Origin of the sequence: Asticcacaulis aquihabitans (genome assembly GCF_032490435.1) — a bacterium.
GTDB lineage: Bacteria > Pseudomonadota > Alphaproteobacteria > Caulobacterales > Caulobacteraceae > Asticcacaulis.
Genome location: NZ_JAVGWM010000003.1, coordinates 739,289 through 761,576, shown reverse-complemented (window position 1 = coordinate 761,576; position 22,288 = coordinate 739,289). Strand labels below are relative to the sequence as shown.

At 58.7% G+C, this 22,288-nt stretch carries 23 protein-coding genes; 11 read left to right on the top strand and 12 right to left on the bottom strand.

Annotated features, from left to right (window positions below; all coding sequences use genetic code 11):
* The first annotated feature begins 3 nt into the window (after positions 1 to 3).
* Together RCJ00_RS14180 and RCJ00_RS14175 are read left to right on the top strand one after the other, a co-directional pair.
* Positions 4 to 564 carry a DUF1700 domain-containing protein gene (locus RCJ00_RS14180; RefSeq protein ID WP_316222732.1) on the top strand — a complete coding sequence of 187 codons (561 nt, stop codon included), beginning with the start codon at positions 4 to 6 and terminating at the stop codon, positions 562 to 564.
* Positions 565 to 574: 10 nt separating this feature from the next.
* The gene (locus RCJ00_RS14175) at positions 575 to 1,363 is read left to right on the top strand and encodes a GIN domain-containing protein (protein ID WP_316222730.1); all 789 of its coding nucleotides are present in this window, start codon (positions 575 to 577) and stop codon (positions 1,361 to 1,363) included.
* Positions 1,364 to 2,000: 637 nt separating this feature from the next.
* Here RCJ00_RS14175 and ettA read toward each other — a convergent pair.
* Both ettA and msrC read right to left on the bottom strand, forming a co-directional pair.
* Positions 2,001 to 3,668 carry an energy-dependent translational throttle protein EttA gene (gene ettA, locus RCJ00_RS14170; RefSeq protein WP_316222728.1) on the bottom strand — a complete coding sequence of 556 codons (1,668 nt, stop codon included), beginning with the start codon at positions 3,666 to 3,668 and terminating at the stop codon, positions 2,001 to 2,003.
* Positions 3,669 to 3,823: 155 nt separating this feature from the next.
* Entirely contained in the window at positions 3,824 to 4,324 is a 501-nt protein-coding gene (msrC, locus tag RCJ00_RS14165) for a free L-methionine (R)-S-oxide reductase MsrC (protein ID WP_316222804.1), read from the bottom strand.
* Positions 4,325 to 4,682: 358 nt separating this feature from the next.
* Between msrC and RCJ00_RS14160 the strand changes: the two genes are divergently transcribed.
* Positions 4,683 to 6,155, top strand: a complete 1,473-nt coding sequence (locus RCJ00_RS14160; protein WP_316222727.1) for a tetratricopeptide repeat protein — start codon at positions 4,683 to 4,685, stop codon at positions 6,153 to 6,155.
* Between the two features lie 150 nt (positions 6,156 to 6,305).
* Positions 6,306 to 7,688 carry a right-handed parallel beta-helix repeat-containing protein gene (locus RCJ00_RS14155; protein WP_316222726.1) on the top strand — a complete coding sequence of 461 codons (1,383 nt, stop codon included), beginning with the start codon at positions 6,306 to 6,308 and terminating at the stop codon, positions 7,686 to 7,688.
* A gap of 123 nt (positions 7,689 to 7,811) precedes the next feature.
* On the opposite strand, the gene RCJ00_RS14150 is transcribed toward RCJ00_RS14155, so the two are convergent.
* From RCJ00_RS14150 to RCJ00_RS14125, 6 genes are all read right to left on the bottom strand, one after another.
* Positions 7,812 to 8,204: a hypothetical protein gene (locus RCJ00_RS14150; protein ID WP_316222724.1), complete on the bottom strand. Its 393-nt coding sequence runs from the start codon at positions 8,202 to 8,204 to the stop codon at positions 7,812 to 7,814.
* A gap of 148 nt (positions 8,205 to 8,352) precedes the next feature.
* Positions 8,353 to 8,757 (bottom strand): TM2 domain-containing protein, encoded by a 405-nt coding sequence (locus RCJ00_RS14145; RefSeq protein WP_316222723.1) that lies wholly within the window; start codon positions 8,755 to 8,757, stop codon positions 8,353 to 8,355.
* 74 nt (positions 8,758 to 8,831) lie between these two features.
* On the bottom strand, positions 8,832 to 9,587 hold the full coding sequence (locus RCJ00_RS14140; RefSeq protein WP_316222722.1) for a YebC/PmpR family DNA-binding transcriptional regulator: 756 nt from the start codon (positions 9,585 to 9,587) through the stop codon (positions 8,832 to 8,834).
* A gap of 115 nt (positions 9,588 to 9,702) precedes the next feature.
* A complete protein-coding gene (locus RCJ00_RS14135; protein WP_316222721.1) occupies positions 9,703 to 10,551 on the bottom strand; it encodes a TIGR00282 family metallophosphoesterase in 849 nt (282 codons plus the stop codon).
* Between the two features lie 36 nt (positions 10,552 to 10,587).
* The gene (locus RCJ00_RS14130; RefSeq protein WP_316222720.1) at positions 10,588 to 11,190 is read right to left on the bottom strand and encodes a 5-formyltetrahydrofolate cyclo-ligase; all 603 of its coding nucleotides are present in this window, start codon (positions 11,188 to 11,190) and stop codon (positions 10,588 to 10,590) included.
* A gap of 387 nt (positions 11,191 to 11,577) precedes the next feature.
* Positions 11,578 to 12,747, bottom strand: coding sequence for a hypothetical protein (locus tag RCJ00_RS14125; RefSeq protein ID WP_316222719.1), 1,170 nt, complete (start codon positions 12,745 to 12,747; stop codon positions 11,578 to 11,580).
* A 137-nt stretch (positions 12,748 to 12,884) separates the two neighbouring features.
* Here RCJ00_RS14125 and RCJ00_RS14120 point away from each other — a divergent pair, with 137 nt between their 5' ends.
* Complete coding sequence (locus tag RCJ00_RS14120) at positions 12,885 to 13,163, top strand: 4Fe-4S dicluster domain-containing protein (RefSeq protein ID WP_316222718.1); 279 nt, start codon at positions 12,885 to 12,887, stop codon at positions 13,161 to 13,163.
* A 17-nt stretch (positions 13,164 to 13,180) separates the two neighbouring features.
* On the opposite strand, the gene RCJ00_RS14115 is transcribed toward RCJ00_RS14120, so the two are convergent.
* The gene (locus RCJ00_RS14115; RefSeq protein ID WP_316222717.1) at positions 13,181 to 14,737 is read right to left on the bottom strand and encodes an MDR family MFS transporter; all 1,557 of its coding nucleotides are present in this window, start codon (positions 14,735 to 14,737) and stop codon (positions 13,181 to 13,183) included.
* Positions 14,738 to 14,868: 131 nt separating this feature from the next.
* On the opposite strand from RCJ00_RS14115, the gene RCJ00_RS14110 reads away from it, so the two are divergent.
* The 4 genes from RCJ00_RS14110 to RCJ00_RS14095 all read left to right on the top strand — a co-directional run bounded on the left by RCJ00_RS14110 (position 14,869) and on the right by RCJ00_RS14095 (position 19,166).
* Positions 14,869 to 15,435, top strand: coding sequence for a carbohydrate binding domain-containing protein (locus RCJ00_RS14110; RefSeq protein ID WP_316222716.1), 567 nt, complete (start codon positions 14,869 to 14,871; stop codon positions 15,433 to 15,435).
* Positions 15,436 to 15,634: 199 nt separating this feature from the next.
* The gene (locus tag RCJ00_RS14105) at positions 15,635 to 17,956 is read left to right on the top strand and encodes a glycoside hydrolase family 3 C-terminal domain-containing protein (RefSeq protein ID WP_316222715.1); all 2,322 of its coding nucleotides are present in this window, start codon (positions 15,635 to 15,637) and stop codon (positions 17,954 to 17,956) included.
* The gene (locus RCJ00_RS14100; RefSeq protein WP_316222713.1) at positions 17,956 to 18,381 is read left to right on the top strand and encodes a GNAT family N-acetyltransferase; all 426 of its coding nucleotides are present in this window, start codon (positions 17,956 to 17,958) and stop codon (positions 18,379 to 18,381) included. The genes RCJ00_RS14105 and RCJ00_RS14100 overlap by 1 nt, the downstream gene beginning before the upstream one ends.
* Positions 18,378 to 19,166 (top strand): GDSL-type esterase/lipase family protein, encoded by a 789-nt coding sequence (locus tag RCJ00_RS14095; RefSeq protein ID WP_316222712.1) that lies wholly within the window; start codon positions 18,378 to 18,380, stop codon positions 19,164 to 19,166. The genes RCJ00_RS14100 and RCJ00_RS14095 overlap by 4 nt, the downstream gene beginning before the upstream one ends.
* On the opposite strand, the gene RCJ00_RS14090 is transcribed toward RCJ00_RS14095, so the two are convergent.
* On the bottom strand, positions 19,149 to 19,598 hold the full coding sequence (locus tag RCJ00_RS14090) for an Lrp/AsnC family transcriptional regulator (protein ID WP_316222711.1): 450 nt from the start codon (positions 19,596 to 19,598) through the stop codon (positions 19,149 to 19,151). The genes RCJ00_RS14095 and RCJ00_RS14090 overlap by 18 nt on opposite strands.
* Before the next feature lie 118 nt (positions 19,599 to 19,716).
* Here RCJ00_RS14090 and RCJ00_RS14085 point away from each other — a divergent pair, with 118 nt between their 5' ends.
* Both RCJ00_RS14085 and RCJ00_RS14080 read left to right on the top strand, forming a co-directional pair.
* Positions 19,717 to 20,457: a tryptophan 2,3-dioxygenase family protein gene (locus tag RCJ00_RS14085; protein ID WP_316222709.1), complete on the top strand. Its 741-nt coding sequence runs from the start codon at positions 19,717 to 19,719 to the stop codon at positions 20,455 to 20,457.
* Positions 20,454 to 21,506 (top strand): aminotransferase class V-fold PLP-dependent enzyme, encoded by a 1,053-nt coding sequence (locus RCJ00_RS14080; RefSeq protein WP_316222708.1) that lies wholly within the window; start codon positions 20,454 to 20,456, stop codon positions 21,504 to 21,506. The genes RCJ00_RS14085 and RCJ00_RS14080 overlap by 4 nt, the downstream gene beginning before the upstream one ends.
* An 11-nt stretch (positions 21,507 to 21,517) precedes the next feature.
* Here RCJ00_RS14080 and RCJ00_RS14075 read toward each other — a convergent pair whose 3' ends face one another.
* Positions 21,518 to 21,844 carry a cell division protein ZapA gene (locus tag RCJ00_RS14075; RefSeq protein WP_023456622.1) on the bottom strand — a complete coding sequence of 109 codons (327 nt, stop codon included), beginning with the start codon at positions 21,842 to 21,844 and terminating at the stop codon, positions 21,518 to 21,520.
* On the bottom strand, positions 21,844 to 22,140 hold the full coding sequence (locus RCJ00_RS14070; RefSeq protein ID WP_316222705.1) for a hypothetical protein: 297 nt from the start codon (positions 22,138 to 22,140) through the stop codon (positions 21,844 to 21,846). The genes RCJ00_RS14075 and RCJ00_RS14070 overlap by 1 nt, the downstream gene beginning before the upstream one ends.
* Between the last annotated feature and the right edge of the window lie 148 nt (positions 22,141 to 22,288).

Sequence of the window (22,288 nt, the reverse complement as noted above, 5' to 3'; positions counted from 1 at the left end):
TCCATGACCCGCATCGAATTTCTCGACAAGCTGTGCCAGGGCCTGAGAGGCCTGCCGCCAGCGACCCTTAAGGAAATCATGTCCGACTACGAGGCGCACTTCAAGGATGCCGCCGCAGCCGGACGTAACGAATCCGAAGTGGCCGAAGCCCTGGGCGACCCGACCCGCCTGGCCCGCGAATTGCGCGCCGAAGCGGGCGTGAAAAGCTGGGACGAGGCCAAGACACCATCGTCCGCTGCCACGGCCATTATCGGCATACTGGGCCTGGGCGCTCTCGATATCCTGGTGCTGCTGCCGCTGGCCGGCGGCGTATTCGGCACCCTGATTGGCATCTTCGCCGCTGCAATCGGCGCCTTTATCGCCGGTGGCACCCTCTTCGCCGCGGGTCCGTTCATGGGTCTGCCCGGCGGCGTATTTGCCTCGCTTCTGGCCGGCTGCGGCGTGATGCTGGGGTCTGCCGCCATTGGCGCCCTCACCCTGGCCCTGACCATCTGGCTGGTAAACGGCCTGGTCTGGTTCGCCCGCCTACACTACCGCGTGCTCAAACCCGCCCTCGAGTCTTAAGGAACCGATCATGATCCGCAAACTCTTCCTCTTCTCCGGCGTGGCACTCATTGCATCGCTGGTCTGCATCGCCGGCGCTGCCGCCCTCATCCGCCATCAGGTCGACACCACCGGTTGGACCTGGGCCATGATCAAGGATGGCCATCATATGCGCTATACCAATGGCGCCGACGCCAAGGTCGAACCGACAGTGACACGTGACCTGCAATGGACCGGCGGCGATCTTCTGGCCGTCGATTTTCCCGCCGAGGTCGTCTATACCCAAGGCGTCACCGCTTCCGTCAGTATTTCCGGTCCGCAGTCCCTGATCGATCGCATCAAGCTGGAAAATGGCCGACTGACTCGCCTAGACAAGGGCAACAAGGAAGTCGTGCGCGTCAGTTGGACCCGTGATGGCTGGGATACTCAATCCAATGACCAGGAGGCGCGTATCACCATCACGACACCATCGGTCAAGCGGTTCGAACTGACCAGCGACGCCAACCTGCGCATCCGTGGATACGACCAGCCCACCTTGGACGTAATCCTCTCCGGCAGCGGCTCGGTCGATGCCGTAGGCAAGACGCAGGCCCTGAAGGTTAATTTGTCGGGCTATGGCAATGCCGACCTGGCCGCTTTGCAGGCCAAGGATGCAACGGTCACGGTCAGTGGCTCGGGCAATGCCGACATTTTCGCCACCGGCAACGCCAAGATAGATATATCCGGCTCAGGCAATGTCGATCTGGCAACCAAGCCGGCCAAGCTGGATACGACCATTTCCGGCTCGGGATCGGTCGATCAGGATGGCGAAGACAATTAAGGAGAGATCCAGACACAGGCGCCGGCTTTTCCGCCGGCGCTTTTTTTTGCCAAATCCAAGTGATTTTGAAGACAATGATGAGAACATCGCCTGAAAATGAAACTTTAAAGAACGTTGTTACCAAACATAAGGATGCAATATAAAACGATGGCCGCATATCGTTGGCCTGCGTAATTCGCCGTCCTGACCCCATTCTTACCTATCGACCGAAAATGCGGACGGCGCCCTTGCAACACTTTCGCTACCTTATCGCCAACTTCCACAGCACAGAGAGAAGCGAAATGGTAACGATTAACAACACGACCCCGCCACCCGCAGGTAAAAAACAACAATACCGGCCTGATTGTCCTGGCGCTGGCCATTCTGGCCGCCGTAATTATCGGTGCTGTCTACTTCATGAACGGCGGTGAACTCAGCACTTCGTCAACCACCAATACAGTGGACCGCACTATCACTCGCGTTGAAAAGGTTCCGGCCGAAGTTGGTAATGCCGTCACAAATAACAACCCTGCAAATACGACGCCGCCGGCTGCTGCAGAACCCGCTCCGGCGCCGGCTCAGTAACCGCAGCACTCAATACAAAAATATAGCCGGACCATTTGCATGGCCCGGCTATATTTTTGTCGATTTGCAGCGATCAGCGCGCGAACTTCTGGAACTTGATCCGATGTGGGATCAGGCTGTCCGTACCGAGACGGCGCTTCTTGTCTTCTTCGTACATTTCGAAGTTGCCTTCGAACCATTCGACGTGGCTGTCGCCTTCGAAGGCCAGGATGTGCGTGGCCAGACGATCAAGGAACCAGCGGTCGTGGGAAATAACGACGGCGCAGCCGGCGAATTCTTCCAACGCTTCTTCCAGGGCCTGCAGCGTTTCAATATCCAGGTCGTTGGTCGGTTCGTCGAGCAGGATGACATTGCCGCCAGCGGCCAGGGTCTTCGCCAAGTGAACGCGGTTGCGCTCACCGCCGGACAGCAGCCCCACCTTCTTCTGTTGGTCGCCGCCTTTAAAGTTGAAACCGCCGACATAGGCGCGTGAATTGATTTCCTTCTTGCCGACAATCATGATGTCGGTGCCGCCGGAAATGGCCTGCCAGACCGTATCGGTCGGGTTCAGATCGTCGCGCGATTGGTCGACATAGGCCAGCTTCACCGTTTCACCGAGCTTGATCGTGCCGGCGTCGGGCTGTTCCTGGCCCGTGATCAGCTTGAAAAGGGTCGACTTGCCGGCGCCGTTGGGCCCGATGACGCCGACGATGCCGTTGGGCGGCAGGCGGAAGCTCAAATCCTTGAACAGAAGCTTGTCGCCGAATTCCTTTTCCAACCCAGTCACTTCCATGACCACGTTGCCGAGGCGCGGCCCAGGCGGAATCTGGATGGTGGCGAAGCTTTGCGCCGCACGCGAATTTTCCTGTTCGCGCACCATGTCATCATACGCCGCCAGACGGGCCTTCGATTTGGCCTGACGCGCCTTGGCACCAGAACGGACCCATTCGAGTTCCTTGGTAAGGGCACGTTGGCGCGCTTCGGATTCGGATTGTTCCTGAACCACGCGCTTTTGCTTCTGCTCCAGCCAGCCGGAATAGTTGCCCTCGTAGGGTACGCCCTTGCCGCGATCGAGTTCCAGGGTCCACTTGGTGACCTGATCGAGGAAGTAACGATCGTGGGTAACGAGGATGACGCAGCCCGGGAAATTTTCCAGGTGGTGCTGAAGCCAGGCAACGGATTCCGCATCCAGGTGGTTGGTCGGTTCGTCGAGCAGCAACATGTCAGGTTTGGACAGCAGCAGACGGGCCAGCGCGACGCGACGCTTTTCACCGCCGGACAGCTTGGTCACGCCTGCATCATTGGGCGGACAACGCAGGGCGTCCATTGCCATTTCGATGCGGCTATCAATATCCCACAAATCACCCGCATCGATCTTTTCCTGCAGGGTATTCATTTCTTCCATGAGCTCGTCGGAATATTCCTCGCCCATCAGTTCGGCCACCTTGTTGAAGCGGTCGAACGTCTTTTTCTCCTCGCACCAGGCGATGACGTTTTCCCACACCGTCAGGCTGTCGTCGAGGTGCGGCTCCTGCTCCAGATAGCCCATCTTGGTGCCTTCGGCGGCCTTGGCCTCACCCGAAAACTCCTTGTCGATGCCGGCCATGATCTTTAGCAGGGTGGACTTACCCGAGCCGTTGACGCCGACGACGCCGATCTTGGCGTCGGAATAGAAGCTGAGCCAGATGTTTTCAAAGACCTTCTTACCGCCCGGGTAATGCTTGGTCAGGCCCTGCATCTGGAAAATGTACTGTTGCGCCATGGAGAGGTGCGCCCTTCATAAAATGCAATGTCTTGAGGTCGCAGGGGTTTAGCCGTTAAGCCGGAAAAGCTCAAGACGAAACGGCTTTGCGCCACGATTGTTTTACCTGCCCTAAACAACGGGTCCAATAGATAGGTAAAGAACCCGCAGAAAACTCAAATGGAGAAAACGGCCGCCATCAGCTTTTCGAGATGGGTAGCGTCTTCATCGTCATAGGTGCCGAAGCTTTCGGAATCGGAATCGAACACAGCGATCAACTCCCCCGCCTTGTCGAATACCGGCACGACAATTTCGGAGTTGGACCGCGAATCGCAGGCAATATGGTCGCTGAATTGATGAACGTCGGGCACAACTTGCGTTGTCCGCGTCGCAGCCGCAGCACCGCAAACGCCGCGCCCAAAAGCGATGCGCAGGCACCCGAGCGTTCCATTATAAGGTCCAACAACCAGTTCGTCCGTGCCGGCTGCTTTCTTAACCTTGTCCACAACGTAAAATCCCGTCCAGAACCAGGCTTCGAAGGCTTGGTTGAGCAGACTGACGCACGTGGCCATGCGGGCGGTCACATCCGGCTCACCATCCAGAACCGCCAGAACGTCCCTTATAACTTCTTGATATTTTTCGCCTTTGGACAGCATTGTCGAGGGTGAATTAACCATATAGCTCACTATTGTCTCCTGATATTCGCCCGACAGGCGTATTCGTCCGGCGATGGTGCGCGCTTTGGCACGCATGGCGGGAAACGGGCGCGAAAGCGACGGCAAGGGCGGCTTTATTAACACTTTTCTCTGGCCAAGCCACTGCTTTTGACGCATGATACAAACGTGCGCGTTCGATTGGCACGGGGTATGGGTTACGAGGGGCTTTCGCGTTTATTCAACGCGACAATCTGGCAACGCTTATCGAGATTTAGTTCTGCATGCAGGTGTTCGGGGGGCCAAAGCTTGACAGTCTTCATAATCCTTAACAGTAATCGTATTAACCATATTTTTGCCGACATTGTCGGAGCGATACCTGATGTCAGAATGTGATCAGACCGGATCCGCCTGGCGCACCCTTGGGGGGGCTGTTGGGAAGGTCTTTAAAAGCCAGAAGGCGCCCATGCGATCATGGGCGGCGATGGCGGCTGGTCTCTGCGCCGCAGTCTCCCTGTCGGGTTGCGATGTCCGCGACTTGCCTTGGCTGAACGGCCGAAAAGCGGGTATTGACGGCAATTACGCCTGCCCTCGCCCGCCTGCGCCCTTCCAGACGCAGGGCTTCAATGGCCAGGAACGCGAAGTCCGCTATTACCGCCACCTCGCCTTTGCCAACGATTTCTTCGCCCAGCTCGAACTGGCCAATCGCTACGCCGCGACAGACGCCAGCGATAAAAACCTGGAAGACCACATCGAATCTTCGGTCTGGCTGGTCATGGCGCTCGCCAACCAGCAGGGCTACGCCCCCATGAGCCGCGCCATGGACCCGCGCGGCGGTGTACTGGCGTCGCGTTACGACAAATGCCGCGCCTTCGAACGCGAACGCGCTTACCGTATGCTCGACAATGAGCTATCTATGATGGATTCCGGCGAACGCGACAAGGTGCGCGACCGGGTGATCTATATCCAATCGACGCTGGGCGCCGACGGCTTCCGCACGCTGGGCCGTCTGTACGACGATCAGTACGGCCCGATGGGCGAACCGGCCGACAATCCTCAGGCCATACGGGCCATGATGCGCGGTCAGCGCTACGGCGCCTCCAATGTCCGCACCCTGTTCGAACGGTCGGATGTCGATGCCTATCTCTATAATTACAAGGCTTCGGAGACCGGCGATGTCGGCGCCTATGTGTTGCTGAAGGATTTCGAAAAGTCGGCGCCGTCGCGCGCCCGTTATGCCTCCTTCGTCGAAACCAAGGCCCGCCGGTGGGTGTCGCCGTATGAATTCTATCCGCCCGAGGCGCCTGGCGGCGGCGTGCCGCATTCGGATGAAAGCCGTCCAGACGATGGCGCTTCCTACGCCTTGTCACGGCTGCGCGAACTGCCGTTCATTCATGTCGTGCGCGCCCTCGATTACCTCAATCTGTTGCACGAGGCGTGTCTGTCACCCGACGAAGTGCCGAAGCAGACCATTGCCGGCTTGCGTAACATGACGGGTCGTCCTGGCGGTGAACGCTTTACTGACACCGATGCCCTGCGCGCCATTCAAATGGCAGCGGTCAACGGCGATTCGCGCTCGCAACTAGTCCTTGCCGTCATGTATTCCGAAGGCGTCGGCGTCGAAGTCGATTATGCCCGCGCCTTCTATTGGTATCAGCAGGCCGAAAAGCAGGGATCGCCCGAAGCCCGCTACGCCATGTCCACCTATTTCGACCTCGGCCTTAAAGGCGTGGCCGATCAGGACAAGGCGGAAGCCGTCGTGATGCAGCTTGACGCGGCTTTGGCCGGCTTCAAGCCGTCGGCCGGTCGCCTCCAGGCCGTTCTGGCCCAGGTTTCGCGTACGCCTGAAAGCTAAAGCGTTTTTACGGAAGGCGCGACGCGCTTTCCGGCAAACGCGTAAAACAAAAGTCTAAAGCGTTCTTCCGATTGAAGTGGTGGGGAATGTTCTGGAAGCAGAGTTTGTCGGGCCGTCCTGAGGGCTGTCCGGGATCCAAGGAAAACAAGCATGTGGATGCGTAAAGACCGTCAAGACAATTCAAGGGGTGAGGCCCTCGGTCTCGGCCTCGCGGCATTATTGCTGACCGTCGCCCTGCCGCAAACCGCAGCCGCCGACGGCTATCAGAGCAATAATGCCGCCCGGGTCAACGCCACCATTCGTCCGTGCTTCGGCATGCTGCTTGACGCGCAACTCCGGTCCTGTGGCGGTCAACGCCACTATCGCAACGATGGCCGGTATTATGGCTATCGCGGCAATCGCTATGATGCCGTGATCGATTGCGACCGCGCCAGCGCGGGCTATGTCGAACGCGTGGCCGACAGCATCCGGTCCGGCGGCGTGCTGTATTTGAAGGCCAAGAACCGCTCCTGTGTCGCCAGCCTCGATATTAAGCGCTCTATCACAATTGTGGGCCAAGGGTATGGCCCTCAACAAATTCCGGTCTTGGTCGCACCGACCGGCCAGAACTGCCTGCGCATTTCGCCCCAGGCCGACAAGGTCATTCTGAAAGACGTCTATTTCTCCAGTCCACGCGGCGAAGAAGCCGCGTGCGTCGAAGGTGCGGGCGGTGAACTGACTATTCAGAACTCGCAAATCCGCTATCAGGGTAATAATGCCGCCGTGCATCAGTCCGGCGGGCGTCTGAACCTGATCGAGGCGACCCATGTCATCGCCAAGACGCGTTCGGTCGCCGTCGCGGTCAATAATGCGGCCCTCTATGCCGAGAATTCGGAAATCGCTACGACGGCTGGCGGTCTATACGCCGTTCTGGCGGGCGATTCCTCCATTCTGGGCGTCAGCGTTCAACAACTCGCCGACTGGCATGGCTTTGAACGGGGTGACGGCGCCATCGGCCTCGATATTCGCCTGGACAGCGCCGGGTCGATCCTAACCATGAATGATATGAAGGTGTTGTACTTCGCCGAAGGCATCCACCTTGACGGCGCAGGTGAGGCGCTGCTGTCTCACACCCTGATTTCCCGCAGCGATCATGGCGTCCAGTCATCACTAAATCGTACGCGGATCATCGAAAACACCATCATTTCGCGTGAAATCGGCATCAATGTCGATCGCGGCACCGCGTTTATCGGCCGAAACAAGATCGCGAATGTTCGCACGGCCGGTATTCTGGCCTCAAGCCGCGGTGACGTTCGTGCCGTCGATAATCAGGTCGATCCGAATGGTGCCGGGTGCCCCACATTAAAATGGGGCGCTATCGACCCGTCGGAGAGGACCTGTACGCCTTGGTACAAAGGTTCAGAATTCGATGTGCCCGGCGATGCCGAAGATCAATACCTGTTCGATCAATACTGGCCACGCGTCAATGTCGCATCCGCCGACGGGCCTAAAGCTTATACGGCGCTCAATTCCGGCAACCCCGCGAAACCGTGAAAAAGATTTGCTTTGATTAAAGCCCCGGCCGGTAAACCGTTCGGGGCTTTTTGTTATGCGCGGTGAAACCAAAAAACCCGGATGTCGCCATCCGGGTTTCTAACGTTTTGGTTCGAAAACCTTTTACTTATGATCCCAGCTCTGACGCTGGTTGGGACGCTTGCGAATGGCCGGCAGCGGATTGGGATCGGCATCGGTGCAGGCATCTGGAATTCTGCCGCCGACCTTGCCGCCCATGCCGAGCGAGGTATTGTCCTGGGCATTCTGAGCGGTAACATCGACGCGACGGCCATCCTGATTGACGTGAACTTCCGTCTTGGTGTTGGAATCATAGGTCATGACCTGCGGCGCCTTGCCATCCGGTTCAAACGCGGCAACGCACTGGTCGGCCTTTTCCTTTTGGGTCCGCACATCGACATAGCTGGTGCGATAGCGCTGATCATAATAGCTTTCGCAACCGCTTAGGCTCACGCCAATGACGCCGAGTCCCGCCAAAATAACGATCGACCGTTTCATCTAGTCCCCCACCTTCCAGGTGCTAATACATGGTTAACGGCGATAATCGCACAGTCCCGTGAATAAGCAAAGTCTTGAATCCGTTCGCGCGAGCAATGTCGGACCACACGTTACCGATCCGACACGCTCATAACAGACAACAGACTGATCAGGCGTTGTTGTATTTCGCGTCGAACGCTGCGTCGCTGCTGAACACCAGGATAAGGAATTCAATGAAAGCGACAAACGCCGGAACGCAGGTCCAGAAGAACAGCAGGTAGATAATACCCCAAACCGTCTGGCCGAGATAGAATTTGTGCGCGCCCACGCCCCCGAGGAAGAAAGCCAGCAGAAGCGCGGTAACGCGGGATTTATTGCCCGACCGCGCCGCCTTCATGACGATGATTTGCTTGGCGCTCTTGTCGTCGATCTCGAAATCGACCACCATCCCTTCGCGCGGCGCCTTGTCGCGCGACTGCCACTCAATCAGGCTGAACGTATAGCGTTCACCGTTATGGCCGCTGATCAACCCTGTATTGGTCTCCGATTGAAACGTAAGTACGGTACCTTGCATGTCGTGCCCCCAATAATAAAAAAATACCCTGACTGCGTACACAATCAGGATATTTTTCGCAACTTTTTATAGAACTATCCTAAGGCTTCCAGATCTTCGTCCGAGATGTCGAAATTGCCATAAACGTTCTGGACGTCGTCATCGTCGTTCAGCGCGTCGATGAGCTTCATCAAGGTGCGAACCGGGTCGCCGGTGATCGGCGTCAGAGCTTGCGGCTTCCACACGAAACCGGTGGATTTCGGATCGCCCAGAGACTTGGTCAGGCTTTCCGCCACCTCATTGAGGTCTTCGAAGGCCGTATAGATGGTATGACCGCCATCTTCCGGATCGTCATCGGTCTCCACATCCTGCGCGCCCGCCTCGATGGCTGCTTCCATGATGGTGTCGGCATCGCCAGCCTTCAGCGGATACTTGATTTCACCCAGGCGATCGAACATGAAGCTGACCGAACCGGTATCCGACAGTTGTCCGCCGAACTTGGTGAAAAAGGAACGGACATTACCAGCGGTCCGGTTGCGGTTGTCGGTCAAGGTTTCGACGATCAGGCCAATACCGCCGGGGCCGCGACCTTCATAGCGGATTTCTTCCATGTTGTCGGCTTCGCCGGACGCCCCCTTCTTGATGGCGCGTTCGATATTATCTTTCGGCATGGATTCGGCCTTGGCCATCGATACGGCCAGGCGCAGACGCGAATTCATCGCCGGATCAGGCATGCCCATCTTGGCTGCGATGGTGATGTCACGCGACAGCTTGGAAAACAGCTTGGACCGCGCGGCATCGGCGCGGCCCTTCTTGTGCATGATATTCTTGAATTTACTATGGCCGGCCATGAAAACTCCCTCACAGGTCAGGTCTTCGGCCTGCGGCCACACTACCGTCCTGCATGATCAATAAGACTCGCCGTAAAACAGGCTTACGACAGATGAGCGGCTTTTAACGTGCCGTTCAAAGACTCGTCAAGGCGGCCTCTTGCACAGACCGCGGAATGACCTGGCTCAGCCGTCCCCCGATACGGATCGGTTCGATACGCGTCGCCAATCCCGTGCGGTCGTCGCTCTCGACATAGACACCGCAAATCGTCGCCGGACCGGAGGCTGGCTTGTAGCGTTCCTTGCCGATCCGAGTCGTGAACCGACGCAATGGCTCTTCCTTGTCCATACCGATGACGCTGTCATAGTCGGCGCAAGCGCCGGCATCGGTCTGGTACGCGGTGCCGGCCGGCAGTATTTGGGTGTCAGCGGTCGGTACATGGGTATGGGTGCCGATGACCAGGGTGGCCCGACCGTCGCAGAAATGCCCCATGGCCATCTTTTCCGACGTCGCTTCCGCATGCATGTCGACGACGATGGCGTCGGCGGCGAGCCCAAGCGGACAGGCCTCCAGCTGTTTGTCGACCGCACCGAACGGATCGTCCATGGATGCCATATGAACCAGGCCCAGCACGTTCATAACCAGGATACGCTTGCCCGAGGCAGTTTCGAACAGATTCGCCCCGCGGCCCGGCGCGTCGGCCAGGGGCGGATAGTTGATCGGGCGAATCAGCCGCGGTTCGCGCACGATATAGGTCAGCGCCTCTTTCTGATCCCAGGAATGGTTGCCCAAAGTCAGGCAATCGGCACCGGCGTCGAACAGCTGACGGGCGGAATTTTCCGAAACGCCAAAGCCTGCCGAGGCATTTTCCGCGTTGACGATGACGAATTCGAGGTCAAGCCTACGCTTTAGACCCGGCAGGTGTTCGCTCAGGGCATCGCGCCCAGCGCGGCCCACCACGTCACCAAAAAAAGCAAAACGCATAAAAAATCCAAATCTAAGCCCCGCTCAAGGTGGAGGCTAAACCGTCGAGCATACCTGAATTATGCCCTTTTCGGTGAAAATACCATCGAGTGGCTGATCATGCACTTCAAACGGTATTTCGGCAAGTTGCTGATCGGAAAAGGCGATTCCATAACCCTTGACGGTCTTTTTCGCACGCAACTGCGCCAGGGCACGGTCATAGTAGCCGCCGCCGTAGCCCAAACGCCAGCCCTGAGCATCAAAGGCCAGCAAGGGCAGGAGCACGACATCCGGCAATATCTCGTCGGCACTGTCCACCGGTTGATGAATATCGAATGGACCGGCGACCAGTACGTCTCCCAGCCTGAAGTGGCGGAAGATCATGCTGTAGGCGTCTCCGTCCGGAACCAAACAGGGCAAGGCCAACCCGTAGCCGCGCGACTCATAGGCCTGCATCAAGGGAAACGGATTCATCTCGCTTTGGATAGGCCAATAGCCTGCGACAACCGCGTCGGCATCCGGCCATCCCGCATGGGCATCCAGGGTGTCCGAGGCCATTTCAGCCAAAACATCGCCGGCCAAGGGAGACGCCTGGGCCAAGGCGGCGCGTCGGCGCTTCATTTCATTCCGCAATAACGGCTTCTGTTCGGCTATGAGCATTCAACTCTCCGGGCAGTCGCTCTGACTTAGCAAAGCTGGCGTAAAATTTACATCCGGAATCGCGCAGGCAAAAAACCGGCCGAAGAAACATCCTGGGCGGCAGGGATAGGGTGGCGGCGCCGCAATAGAACCGTGTCGATGCGTTTAAATCCTCTCAGACCTGACTAGTCAGGTGGGAACCATGTAGTTAGGACCACGGTCCAGTCCAGGGACAGTCCCCGTTCTAAGTGATTAAGGTCAGAAGGATTGGTGATCGCCACGCGAGCCGCAGCAAGACCCGCCATTTTCTATAATAGGCCCGCACACTGCCTAACTCAAGGCGTATTCCCTGTTCCGCACATCTATATTCGCCTGCACGGCGCAAAAGGCCGCGGGCCTGGGTAAGATTTAGAGCTGCAACGCGGTCGAAGCGGCCGACGGCAAATCCACATTTATCAGGCTGTCCTCGAAATCGACCAGGATATCGGCAAACTCAGCCGGCGACAGGCGCAGATGCGCCATGCGGGCGCCCATCCGGTAACTCCAGAACGAGCCGATATGCGACAATATGCCGATGCTCTCGCCCAGTTCGAAGAACATGGAGGGACCATTCATCAGGAACTTGCGAAACGGTGCCGCATCGGCGCCCTGCGTCAGGGCGGCATAGGCTTCATCATAGACACGCAAGGTCTTTCGCGTCGAAACGATAGAGGCAATGATCTTTTTGGCCAGACGCGGCCGGACCTCGGCCAGGTATTCACGCGTTCCCGCTTCTGCCGGACCAATAGTCTTATAGCTATGCAGCCCGTCCACAACCTGCTTGATATCCGCTTGAAGCTGGGTCTGCCGCCATTTGAAATACAGGAAGCCGCGCCACGAGAACATGCCTTCGGAAAAATCCTCGTCGTTCATACGGAAGGTCTGCTTGAGGGGCTCAAGATCACTGTCGAGATTATTAGCCAATATCTTGGAGGTCAGCTTCAACGCCGCCTGTTCCATGCCCTTGCCAAACGCGGTCATGACCAAGTGCTCAATCTCGGCATTGGCAAAGCCGATCATCTCATTCAGATCATGAGGTGAAATTTTCAGATAGCACGGATCAGGACGAAAATTGAACCGCGCGAGATGCTCGCGCACTAGAAATGGATCGAGGGAGGGAATTTCGTCGAGATGTTGAAGGATTTGCAGATCGGTATTGGACGCCAGGTCCGAACTGTTGAAATAGCTGTTAACGAAGGTGTTGAACCCGATCTGGTTGACGAAGATCGAACGTCCCCCCAGACGCAGGTCGCCGGCGTCGAATGGCATAATAATCTTGGTCGCAGTGCGCCGCGGACGGCTGAACAACTCGCGTTCGGTGGCGCGCAGGGTATGCTTGATCAACAGGGCCTTGTTGAGCTGAGAATTCCTGAAAAATGGCGCGGACGTATAACCGGGCGTCCGGCCGGCCACGTTAAAAATCTGGGACAGGTTGAGCACACGGCTGGTAGAGGCCGTTTCACCGAGATTGGCGAGGTTACGAACATCGCGTTGGGTTTGATTATTCGATTTGGCGTAGGACGCCGTACGCGCGTTCATAAGCGAACCTTCTGGTCAAAAAAAGCTATGGCATTTTGCCTAAGCTCTGTACGCTGTAGATTGCCAATGACCGTACGGCGAAACGATTAAAGGCATATAAATTTTGATAAAAAACGCTTCGCAAAATGGCTATTTCCGTGGACAAATGCAAACAGGATGCTGGTGTATTTACACCGCAGATCAATCGGACACGCTGTGAAGGTAAGGGCGATTGCGTCGTCATCTGCCCTTACAATGTCTTTGAACTGGACATCCTGCCGCCGGAACACCGGACAGGCCTGGGAACAATGGCACGCCTAAAAGGTTTCATGCACGGATGGAAACAGGCCTTCGCCGTTAACGCCGATGCCTGCCGGGCGTGCGGTCTGTGCGTCTCGGCCTGCCCGGAAAAGGCCATAACCCTGGTAAGGCGCTGATCCGTACCTGACCGGAATCAGGGCTTTTTGGAAAAATCCGCGTCTTCCAAAATGGCTTCGGGAAGCGATTCCTCGATAATTTTTGCTATGCCTGGCTCGCGTCCCCTGATGGGCCGCTCCTCCATGCTCCACAAGGTAATGGCGGCCAGACACAGGCCGGCCGCCCCGCACCCGAATAGAGGCCGAAAAATCAGCGCTGCGTGATCAACGAGCTTGAGATGGTCCAGAACCTGTGGTGTTAGGCCGGCGCTGGCCTCACTGCCCATCAGGCCGAAGACCTGCCCGAACAGTATCGCGCCAAAGGCCGCCACCAGCAGCGCACCGCCCAAGGAGCGGAAAAAATTCATCATGCCGGTCGCGGTGCCCATCTGGTGACGTTCGACCACGTTTTGGATGGCGACGATGCTGACGGACATGACGGTGCCCAGCCCTGCGCTGGCAACCACCAACAGACATTCGAATCCCCAAAGCGGCAGCCGGTCGGGGAAAACGGCCAGTACGGCGTAGACACAGGCGGCGACCGGTAGACCGATCATCGGCATCAGTTTGTATTTCTGCCCTTTGGTGAACGAAATATACCGCCCTGCGCCGATTGAGCCAGCTACAACGCCCAGACTCATCGGCACAAGCGCCAGCCCGGTCTGGGTCGCGCCCAAATGATAGACGATCTGTAAAAAGATAGGCAGGTAGATACCGATGCCCATCATGACGCCCATGGCGAGGGTAGACATAAGAGTGGCGCGCAGGACAATGCCGTTCTTTAGCACATCGGTAGGGATCAGCGGTTCCGGCGCCAGGCGCAGGCGAAGCGCGAACAATAGCCATAAGACAACAGATGCAACATAGAAGGCCCATACCGGAACACCGTAGATCGCGCCACCATGCGTATTGAGCGCCAGCATGACGCACAGGGCGGCAACCGCCATCAAGGCTGCGCCGAATACGTCCAGTTTGTGCGGACGTTCATAGCGTGGCAGCTTGAGGAGGGCCTTGAACACAATCCACAGAGCCAAGGCGCCAAAGGGCAGGTTTATCCAAAAGATAGCCGACCAATGGAATTTTTCAGCGATAAAACCGCCCAGAACCGGTCCGCCCAGGCTCGATGCCGTGAAGACAGCGGCGAAATAGCCTTGCAAACGCCCGCGTTCCTTCATGGTCACGACATCTGAAATGACCGTCTGGACCAGTGACATCAGACCGCCGCCGCCAAGCCCCTGCACCGCGCGCGCCGCGATCAGCAGGTACATGTTGTTAGCCAACCCGCACAACGCCGACCCGGCCAGGAATATGGCGATGGCCATCAGCAAGGTGGTTCGCCGCCCGACAATATCCGCCAGCTTGCCGTAGAGCGGCGTCACCACCGTCGACGACAGCAGATAGGCCGTTACGATCCACGGCAGATGCTCGATATCGCCCAGTTCACGGCCGATTGTGGGCAAGGCCGTTGACACGATGGTCTGGTCGAGCGCCGCGAGGAGCATCACCATCATCAGGCCGATGATGACACGCTGGACATCCTTGGGGTCCATGCTCGCTGTCTGGGCGGGCGAAGCGGCGGTATGTGCAGCGGTCATGCGTAGTCTTCCGTTAAATTCGCGCCGCAGACTATGCCTTTTCGCGATAAGCGCAAGAACTTGACGACAGGTCTGTTTCATCGGACATAGGACGACAAAATACATGTCGAAATGTAATGGGAGCCTGACCGATGATGCGCTTTGTGACCGCCGCCCTCGCCGCCTTTGCCATTGTGGCTGCGTCGCACGCCGAAGCCGCCGTCGATATCGCCAGCCGGATGGTGAACCACCCTGCCGCCGACCAGTGGGGCGTCTATGGCACAGGTGAAAAGCATCAGATGGTGAAGGACACGGCCGTCAATGGCGGCTCGGCTTTCCAAGTGTCGTCGGCGGGCATCGGTGCCAACCCGTGGGACATTCAGGTGGGCGCACTGACGTCCAAGCCAATCCAGAAGGGCGATGTCATCTTGCTGGCCGTGTGGGCGAAAGCTGTCACACCAGGCACCATCACCGTTCCCGCCGTCATCCAGCAAACCGCCGCGCCCTATACCAAGATCGGTACGCAGACCTTGACCCTCACCCCTGACTGGCGGCTGCATTATGTCACCGGAACGGCGACCCAGGACTATCCGGCCGGGACAGCGGGCGCCAGCTTGCAACTGGCCACCGGCGCGCAGACAGTGGCGCTCGGCCCCGTCTTCATTCTTGACTTCGGACCGGGCTATAACCTCAAGGACCTGCCGCGCAATATTCCATAGTGCCAGGCGTGTGCGGCCTCTCGCCGTATAAACCACTGCTGGAACCGCTCCCGCTCTCGACTGTGTCATTGCGGCGTATTTTTTGCTTTGGCCGAGACGCTTTTCGTCTATAAACGACGCAAGCCAGTACGGCCTCAGGCCGCAATAATACGCGGCGCCACCAAGGCGCCCTGACGCAACATACTTGGGAGATACCTTTATGACCTCATACCGCTTTCTGGCGCACCTCGCCGGAACGACCGCCCTTATAGGCGCCCTCGCCCTGTCACCTGTCGCCTTTGCTCAGGCCACCAATAACGCGCCAGCCGTAGCCGCCGCCAAGACGGAGGTGCCAAAGGATCGTCCCTGGATGGACGCCAGTCTCGATCCGTCCGTGCGCGCCGACTTGATCCTGAAGGAAATGACGCTGGCCGAAAAGCTTCAGCTGACCTTCGGTTATTTCTCGACCAACCAAACCTGGCAAGTAACCCCCATCAAGAACTACGTCTTCCCGAAGGAAGGCCTGCCCGACTCGGCGGGTTTCGTTCCGGGTATTCCGCGTCTGGGCATCCCTAACCAATGGCAGACCGACGCCGGTGTCGGCGTCGCCACCCAGCGTTCGCCCAATCCGCGTGGCCGCACCGCCCTGCCGTCCGGCGTCGCCACGGCCGCGACATGGAATCCCGCGGTCGCCTATGCCGGCGGCGCTATGATCGGCAACGAAGCCTTCCTGTCCGGCTTCAACGTGCAACTGGCTGGCGGCATGAACCTGCTGCGTGAAGCGCGCAACGGCCGCAACTTCGAATATGGCGGCGAAGATCCACTGCTGGCTGGCGTCATCACTGGCAATGAAATCAAGGGGATCCAGTCCAATAACGTCATCTCGACCATGAAGCACTTTGCCTTCAATGGTCAGGAAACCAACCGCAACCAGATGGACCACCAGATTTCCGACAAGGCGGCGCGTGAGTCCGATCTGCTGGCCTTCCAAATCGCCAATGAAATCGGCCAGCCCGGTTCGGTGATGTGCGCCTATAATCGCGTCAATGGCTTCTACGCCTGCGAAAACAACTGGCTGCTCAATGATGTCTTGAAGACCGATTGGGGCTTCAAGGGCTATGTCATGTCCGACTGGGGCGCGACCCACTCAACCACCCAGGCGGCCAATCAGGGCCTGGACCAGCAATCGGGCTGGGCCTTCGACCGCTCGCCCTATTTCGACGGCGCCCTGCGCGAAGCCGTCAACAACGGTTACGTTTCCGAAGCTCGCGCCAACGACATGGCGCGCCGCGTTCTGTGGGGCATGTTCTCGGTCGGCCTGTTCGACAATCCGGTGAAGGGTGACCAGTCCTCACGCATCGACTTCGTCAAGAATGGGAAGATCAGCCAAACCGATGCCGAAGAATCGATCGTCCTGCTGAAAAACACGCCGGGCCTCCTGCCCCTGTCCAGGACCGCCCGTTCCATCCTGATCGTCGGTTCACACGCCGATGTCGGCGTCCTGTCAGGCGGCGGCTCTTCCCAAGTCTATCCGGTCGGCGGTTCGCCGGTGCCGGATGAATTCGCACCGAACGGCTTCCCTGGCCCCAAGACCTATTACCCGTCGTCGCCGATGAAGGGTATTCAGGCCCGCACCAGCGCCACCGTCACCTATCTCGACGGCAAGGACCTTAAGGCCGCTGCCGCTGCAGCCAAGAAGGCCGATGTCGTCATCGTTTTTGGCGAACAATGGACCGGCGAATCATTTGACGTGCCGGACCTCAACCTGCCCAACGGCCAGGACGCGTTGATTTCCACCGTCGCCAAGGCCAACAAGAAGACCGTCGTCGTGCTGCAAACCGGCGGCCCGGTCGTGATGCCGTGGTTGAAAAACGTCGGCGCTGTCGTCGAAGCCTGGTACCCCGGCACATCAGGCGGCGAAGCTATCGCGCGTGTCCTCACCGGCGAGGTCAATCCGTCCGGCCACCTGCCGGCCACCTTCCCGGCCTCGATCGACCAGACACCGCGTCCTAAGCTGGAAGGCGATCCCAAGCTGGATGCCGATTCGCACCCGGTGAGCGACTATAACATCGATGGCGCCGCCATCGGCTATAAGTGGTTCGACAAGAAGGGCCTGAAGCCGCTCTTCCCCTTTGGCCACGGCCTGTCCTACACCACCTTCCAGCTCGGCAGCCTGGTCGCCGAAGCCAAGGGCCAATCCTTCATCGCCAGCTTCAACGTCAAGAACACCGGCGCGGTCGAAGGCAAGGACGTCGCCCAGGTCTATGTGTCACCGGTCGAAGACAGCGGCTGGGAAGCGCCGAAGCGCCTGGCCACCTTCCTCAAGGTCGACCTGAAACCCGGCGAGTCGCGCACGGTGACGCTCACTGTCGATCCGCGCATGGTCGCCACCTATGATCCGGCCAGCAAGAGCTGGAAGGTCGCGGAAGGCTACTACAAGGTCATGCTGGCGACATCGGCCACCGATATCGTCCAAACCGTTCAGGTCCGCCTTGACGCTCAGACCTTCGGTGTCGGTACTCATTTCGCGAACGCCCAATAATGCTGCGTTTCGAGGTCACTACGGACCCGGCGAAAATTGATTTTGCCGCTGTCTATCGTTTCCTCGACGTGCAATCCAACTGGGCTCAGGGCATTCCGCGCGACCTGTTTGACAGGGCGATGCGGAATGCCCTTTGCTTTGCCGGCTTTCTCGAAGGCGAGCAGATCGCCTTCGCGCGCGTGATTTCCGACTATGCCACCTTCGCCAATCTCGTCGATGTCTTCACGGTGCCGGAGTTCCGCGGCAACGGCTATGCGACGCGCTTGCTGACGGCGGTGTTCGCTCATCCCGATCTGCAAGGGCTGCGCCGCTTCACCCTGGCGACACGCGACAAACACCCGCTCTATGCAAAATTCGGCTTCCATCCGCCGCTGTTTCCGGAAACGCTGATGGAACGCTATAATCCGGACATCTACAAAGCATGATGCGATGGCTGCTTCTGTTCTCCGTCCTGATCGTCGCCGGGCCGGCCCTGGCCGACGACTATCGGAGTTCCTCGCCGCGCATCGACGCGGTGGAGAAAGACTGGGGCCAATGGCTTGGGCCCTATCGCGCCAAGATCGTCGCCAAGATGGGAGAAGACTTCGGCGAACAATATATCTACGCCGCACAGAACGCCGCCCTGCCCCCGCCGGCCCCCAGCGAATCGCGCGTTGTCTTTATCGGCGATTCCATCACCGACCGCTGGAACCTTGCCCGGTTTTTTCCTGGCAAGCCCTACATCAATCGCGGTATCGGCGGCCAGGTCAGCCCGCAGTTGCTGGTACGCTTCCATGCCGATGTCGTCGCGCTCAAACCGAAGGCCGTGGTCATTCTGGTTGGCATCAATGACGTACAGGGCGTGCTTCAGGTCGAAACCGAAGCGCAGATCGCCGCCAATTATCGTGCCATGGCTGAAATCGCCGTCGCCAACGGCATCAGGCCGATCTTCACACGCCTCATGCCGCTCAACAACTACACGCCCAATGCCGCCACCATGCTGCAAGAGAGGCGCCCCGAACGGATCGCGTGGCTGAATGCCTGGCTATCCGGCTTTTGCGCCGACCACGGCTATGCTCTGATCGATTACGGCCCAGTGCTGCGCGACGACAAGGGCCTGCTCCGCGCCGACTACACCACCGACGGTATCCATCCGAACGATGCCGCCTACGCTGCCATGGTGCCCCTTGCTGAACAGGCGATTGAAACCGCCTTACAGGTTCGGCATTAGCGCACCATTCTCCTTGATTGTACGCATGGCCAAGGTGGTCGTGAACCGCTCGACACCAGGCAGCCGCCACAGGCTCTGGCGCAAGAAGTCATCGAGCGCCGTCATCGATGGCATGACGACCCGCAACAGATAGTCCGTAGCGCCCACCGTCGCGTGACAGCCGAGCACAGCGGGATGCGCCGCGACGGCCTGCTCGAACGCCTCGTGCCGGTCGAACGCGACGGTCACCTGCACGAAGGCCAATGTCGACAGGCCCAGCGCTGACGGATCCAGGTCGGCGCGGTAGCCACGGATGACGCCGGACGTTTCAAGCGCCTGAACCCGCTTCCAGCACGGTGATTTCGACAGCCCCGTGCGCTCGCCCAGTTCCGCGAAGGACAGGCGGCCATCGACTTCTAGCGCTCGCAGTATGGCTTCATCGAACCGATCCATTTGTTTCCTCATAAGCTCAAAAACACGCCACTTGTTTCCATTGTGCCGCAATATTGGGATACAATAGAAACAATGTTCGCACCAGCCTGCGCTATCGTGGCTCAACAGGGAGCCCGCCATGAACCGCCAGCACTATTACGATCTGCTTTCCGCGCCCGCCCGGCTCGACTATGAGCTTTACCTCGATACCGGAAACCTTTTGGCGTGCCAAAAGCCCATGCCCGCCATGATCAATGCCGACGAACTGCAATTCCAGATCGTGCATCAGGTCGAGGAATTGTGGATGAAGTTGATGATCCATACCCTGCTCGATATCGACGATCACATGCGGGCCGGGCATGCGCACAAGGTGGTGACGCTATTTTCCCGTTGCAACATGATCATGAAGCTGATGAGCGAACAGCTCGACCTGCTGGAAACCATGTCGCCGCACGATTATCAGCAAATCCGGCTACAACTCGGCAACGGGTCGGGCCAGGAATCGCCCGGATTTCGCACCCTGATGAAAATGCCACCCGAACTGTGGGAGACGTTCGAGGCGGTTTACCTGACCGGCCGCGCCCTCAGCGTTCGCGATATTTACGACACCCAGTACCGGCATGACGATGCCTATGTCATCGCCGAATGCCTGATGGAATTCGATGAGCGCATGGGCAAGTTCCGCGCCAACCACATTTTCTTGATTCAGCGCTCCATCGGCATGGGCGCCGCCTCGCTGAAAGGCCGGCCGGTCGAATTGCTCGATGCCGGCGCGCGCCACCGCTTCTTTCCAGCCCTGTGGGCGGTGCGCGCCGAAATGACCGATGACTGGGGTCAAGAATACGGGAAGGTCAGGGAAAGCCTGGGTGCCGCCGAATGAGCGATCTGTTCGACCTGCCGCCCGGCGGCCCCTATCTGCTCAGCCATTCCGCCGGCCTCTTGCCCGTAGCAGCGCGCGGCGAATTCGAAGCGAAATTTTTCACGCCCTGGGCGGCAAAGCCAGGCGAAAGTTGGCCCTTGTGGCTGGAGGCCATAGATGACTTTCGGACGGCCATGGCCGGTCTGCTTGGTGGACGCGCCGCCGACTATTGCCCTCAGCCCAACGTCTCGGCCGGCCTTTTTGCCCTTCTGTCCGGCCTGACGCCGCGCGACGGGCGCGACACCATTGTCATGTCGCCCCAGGCCTTCCCGTCGCTGGGTTTCGTGGCGCAACAGGCGCAGCGCCTGGGCTTCCGCTTTCGCCTGGTGGATGGCGATCCCGCCCATGTGGCAAACTGGGATGCCGCCCTGGCACCGGATGTCGCCGTGGTCGTGGTTATGCATGTGCATTCCAATACCAGCATCGTCTCGCCGGTTGCCGCTATTGCCGAACTGGCCCGGGCGCGCGGGATTTTCAGCATTGTGGACGTGGCGCAGTCGGCCGGTCTGCTGCCTATCGACGTATCGGCGTGGCGGGCGGACGCACTGGTCGGCTCGTGCATCAAATGGCTGTGCGGTGGTCCCGGCGCGGGCTTCCTCTGGTGCCCGCACGATCTGAAACCGTTGAACGTCGGATGGTTTTCGCATGAGGATCCGTTTGCCTTCGACATTCGCGATTTTCGCTATGCGACAGATGCGCGTCGGTTCTGGGGCGGTACGCCATCGGTCGCCCCCTACGTCCTGGCCACCAGCGGCGTCAAAACCATTGCCGCGATCGGCGTAGAGGCCGTTTTGGCGCATAACCGCGCCTTGATCGCACGGATCGATGCGGAAGATCGCAGCGGCAAGGGCGGCACCCTGTGCCACATCCCAACCGATATTGAGAAGACGATGGCCGCGCTGATCCAGGCTGGCTGCCGCTTCGACCGGCGCGGCGACACCTTGCGGCTATCATTCCATATCTACAACACCTCGACCGACGCTGATATCGTGGCGAGGTGTCTAGTTTAGGAGAGTGTACCTTACGCCCCCATCAGGCGTTCCAGGCGGGCGGCGGCATCGGCAATGGCAAAGGCCGCCTTGCGTTCCATTTCATGCGCGCCGGCATTCATGCGTGCATTGGCGGAATTGGCTTCGTCCAATTGCGCCCGCAGGTCCTGCATTTCGTCGATCATCAATAGCGACGCCATCAGGAACAGACGCACCTCACCTATCGCGCCGACATCCGACACGACCATCTCGACATGCTCGTCGAACTTGCGCGCCAATTCCTGAACCCGGCCTTCCTGACCGTCGGCGCAGCCGACCGTATAAGACTTGTTGTTGACGCGAACCGTGACTTCACCCATTACGCCGCCTCATTGGCCAGGAGTTGACGAATATTGGCCGCGGCCGCGCCCAGCGCTTCATGCGCCGCATTGGCGGCCTGGGCCAGTTGCGCGTTGGAAATGCGCGCCTCTTCCAGTTCGGCCAGAACCCGGTCATAGGCTGCGTTGGTGCCACCCGTTCCGTCACCGGTATATTCCGGGAGGGGCTCACCGGCCTGCAAGGCACGAACCCGGGATTCCAGCGCCTCAAGGGCGCGATCCAGCCGATCCACCGCTATGTTGAGACTGCTGCCGGGATGGGCGTGCGCGTTTTCCATGACCGATCTCCTTAAACCTGCCGGCTGATCCGTCCGATAGCGGACCAAAGAATCGCGCCGGGACGCATTAATAACCTACACTTTGGGGAGAAGTTCGGTTAAAGGCACACCGACTCCTGCCACATTAACACTTTAATAGAGACTCACC

What these genes read in the sequence shown, in the direction of transcription:
- RCJ00_RS14180 (WP_316222732.1), top strand. Translation starts at nt 4, where the DNA reads ATGACCCGCATCGAATTTCTCGACAAGCTGTGCCAGGGCCTGAGAGGC.
- RCJ00_RS14175 (WP_316222730.1), top strand. Translation starts at nt 575, where the DNA reads ATGATCCGCAAACTCTTCCTCTTCTCCGGCGTGGCACTCATTGCATCG.
- ettA (WP_316222728.1), bottom strand. Translation starts at nt 3,668, where the DNA reads ATGGCGCAACAGTACATTTTCCAGATGCAGGGCCTGACCAAGCATTAC.
- msrC (WP_316222804.1), bottom strand. Translation starts at nt 4,324, where the DNA reads ATGGTTAATTCACCCTCGACAATGCTGTCCAAAGGCGAAAAATATCAA.
- RCJ00_RS14160 (WP_316222727.1), top strand. Translation starts at nt 4,683, where the DNA reads ATGTCAGAATGTGATCAGACCGGATCCGCCTGGCGCACCCTTGGGGGG.
- RCJ00_RS14155 (WP_316222726.1), top strand. Translation starts at nt 6,306, where the DNA reads ATGTGGATGCGTAAAGACCGTCAAGACAATTCAAGGGGTGAGGCCCTC.
- RCJ00_RS14150 (WP_316222724.1), bottom strand. Translation starts at nt 8,204, where the DNA reads ATGAAACGGTCGATCGTTATTTTGGCGGGACTCGGCGTCATTGGCGTG.
- RCJ00_RS14145 (WP_316222723.1), bottom strand. Translation starts at nt 8,757, where the DNA reads ATGCAAGGTACCGTACTTACGTTTCAATCGGAGACCAATACAGGGTTG.
- RCJ00_RS14140 (WP_316222722.1), bottom strand. Translation starts at nt 9,587, where the DNA reads ATGGCCGGCCATAGTAAATTCAAGAATATCATGCACAAGAAGGGCCGC.
- RCJ00_RS14135 (WP_316222721.1), bottom strand. Translation starts at nt 10,551, where the DNA reads ATGCGTTTTGCTTTTTTTGGTGACGTGGTGGGCCGCGCTGGGCGCGAT.
- RCJ00_RS14130 (WP_316222720.1), bottom strand. Translation starts at nt 11,190, where the DNA reads ATGCTCATAGCCGAACAGAAGCCGTTATTGCGGAATGAAATGAAGCGC.
- RCJ00_RS14125 (WP_316222719.1), bottom strand. Translation starts at nt 12,747, where the DNA reads ATGAACGCGCGTACGGCGTCCTACGCCAAATCGAATAATCAAACCCAA.
- RCJ00_RS14115 (WP_316222717.1), bottom strand. Translation starts at nt 14,737, where the DNA reads ATGACCGCTGCACATACCGCCGCTTCGCCCGCCCAGACAGCGAGCATG.
- RCJ00_RS14110 (WP_316222716.1), top strand. Translation starts at nt 14,869, where the DNA reads ATGATGCGCTTTGTGACCGCCGCCCTCGCCGCCTTTGCCATTGTGGCT.
- RCJ00_RS14105 (WP_316222715.1), top strand. Translation starts at nt 15,635, where the DNA reads ATGACCTCATACCGCTTTCTGGCGCACCTCGCCGGAACGACCGCCCTT.
- RCJ00_RS14100 (WP_316222713.1), top strand. Translation starts at nt 17,956, where the DNA reads ATGCTGCGTTTCGAGGTCACTACGGACCCGGCGAAAATTGATTTTGCC.
- RCJ00_RS14095 (WP_316222712.1), top strand. Translation starts at nt 18,378, where the DNA reads ATGATGCGATGGCTGCTTCTGTTCTCCGTCCTGATCGTCGCCGGGCCG.
- RCJ00_RS14090 (WP_316222711.1), bottom strand. Translation starts at nt 19,598, where the DNA reads ATGGATCGGTTCGATGAAGCCATACTGCGAGCGCTAGAAGTCGATGGC.
- RCJ00_RS14085 (WP_316222709.1), top strand. Translation starts at nt 19,717, where the DNA reads ATGAACCGCCAGCACTATTACGATCTGCTTTCCGCGCCCGCCCGGCTC.
- RCJ00_RS14080 (WP_316222708.1), top strand. Translation starts at nt 20,454, where the DNA reads ATGAGCGATCTGTTCGACCTGCCGCCCGGCGGCCCCTATCTGCTCAGC.
- RCJ00_RS14075 (WP_023456622.1), bottom strand. Translation starts at nt 21,844, where the DNA reads ATGGGTGAAGTCACGGTTCGCGTCAACAACAAGTCTTATACGGTCGGC.
- RCJ00_RS14070 (WP_316222705.1), bottom strand. Translation starts at nt 22,140, where the DNA reads ATGGAAAACGCGCACGCCCATCCCGGCAGCAGTCTCAACATAGCGGTG.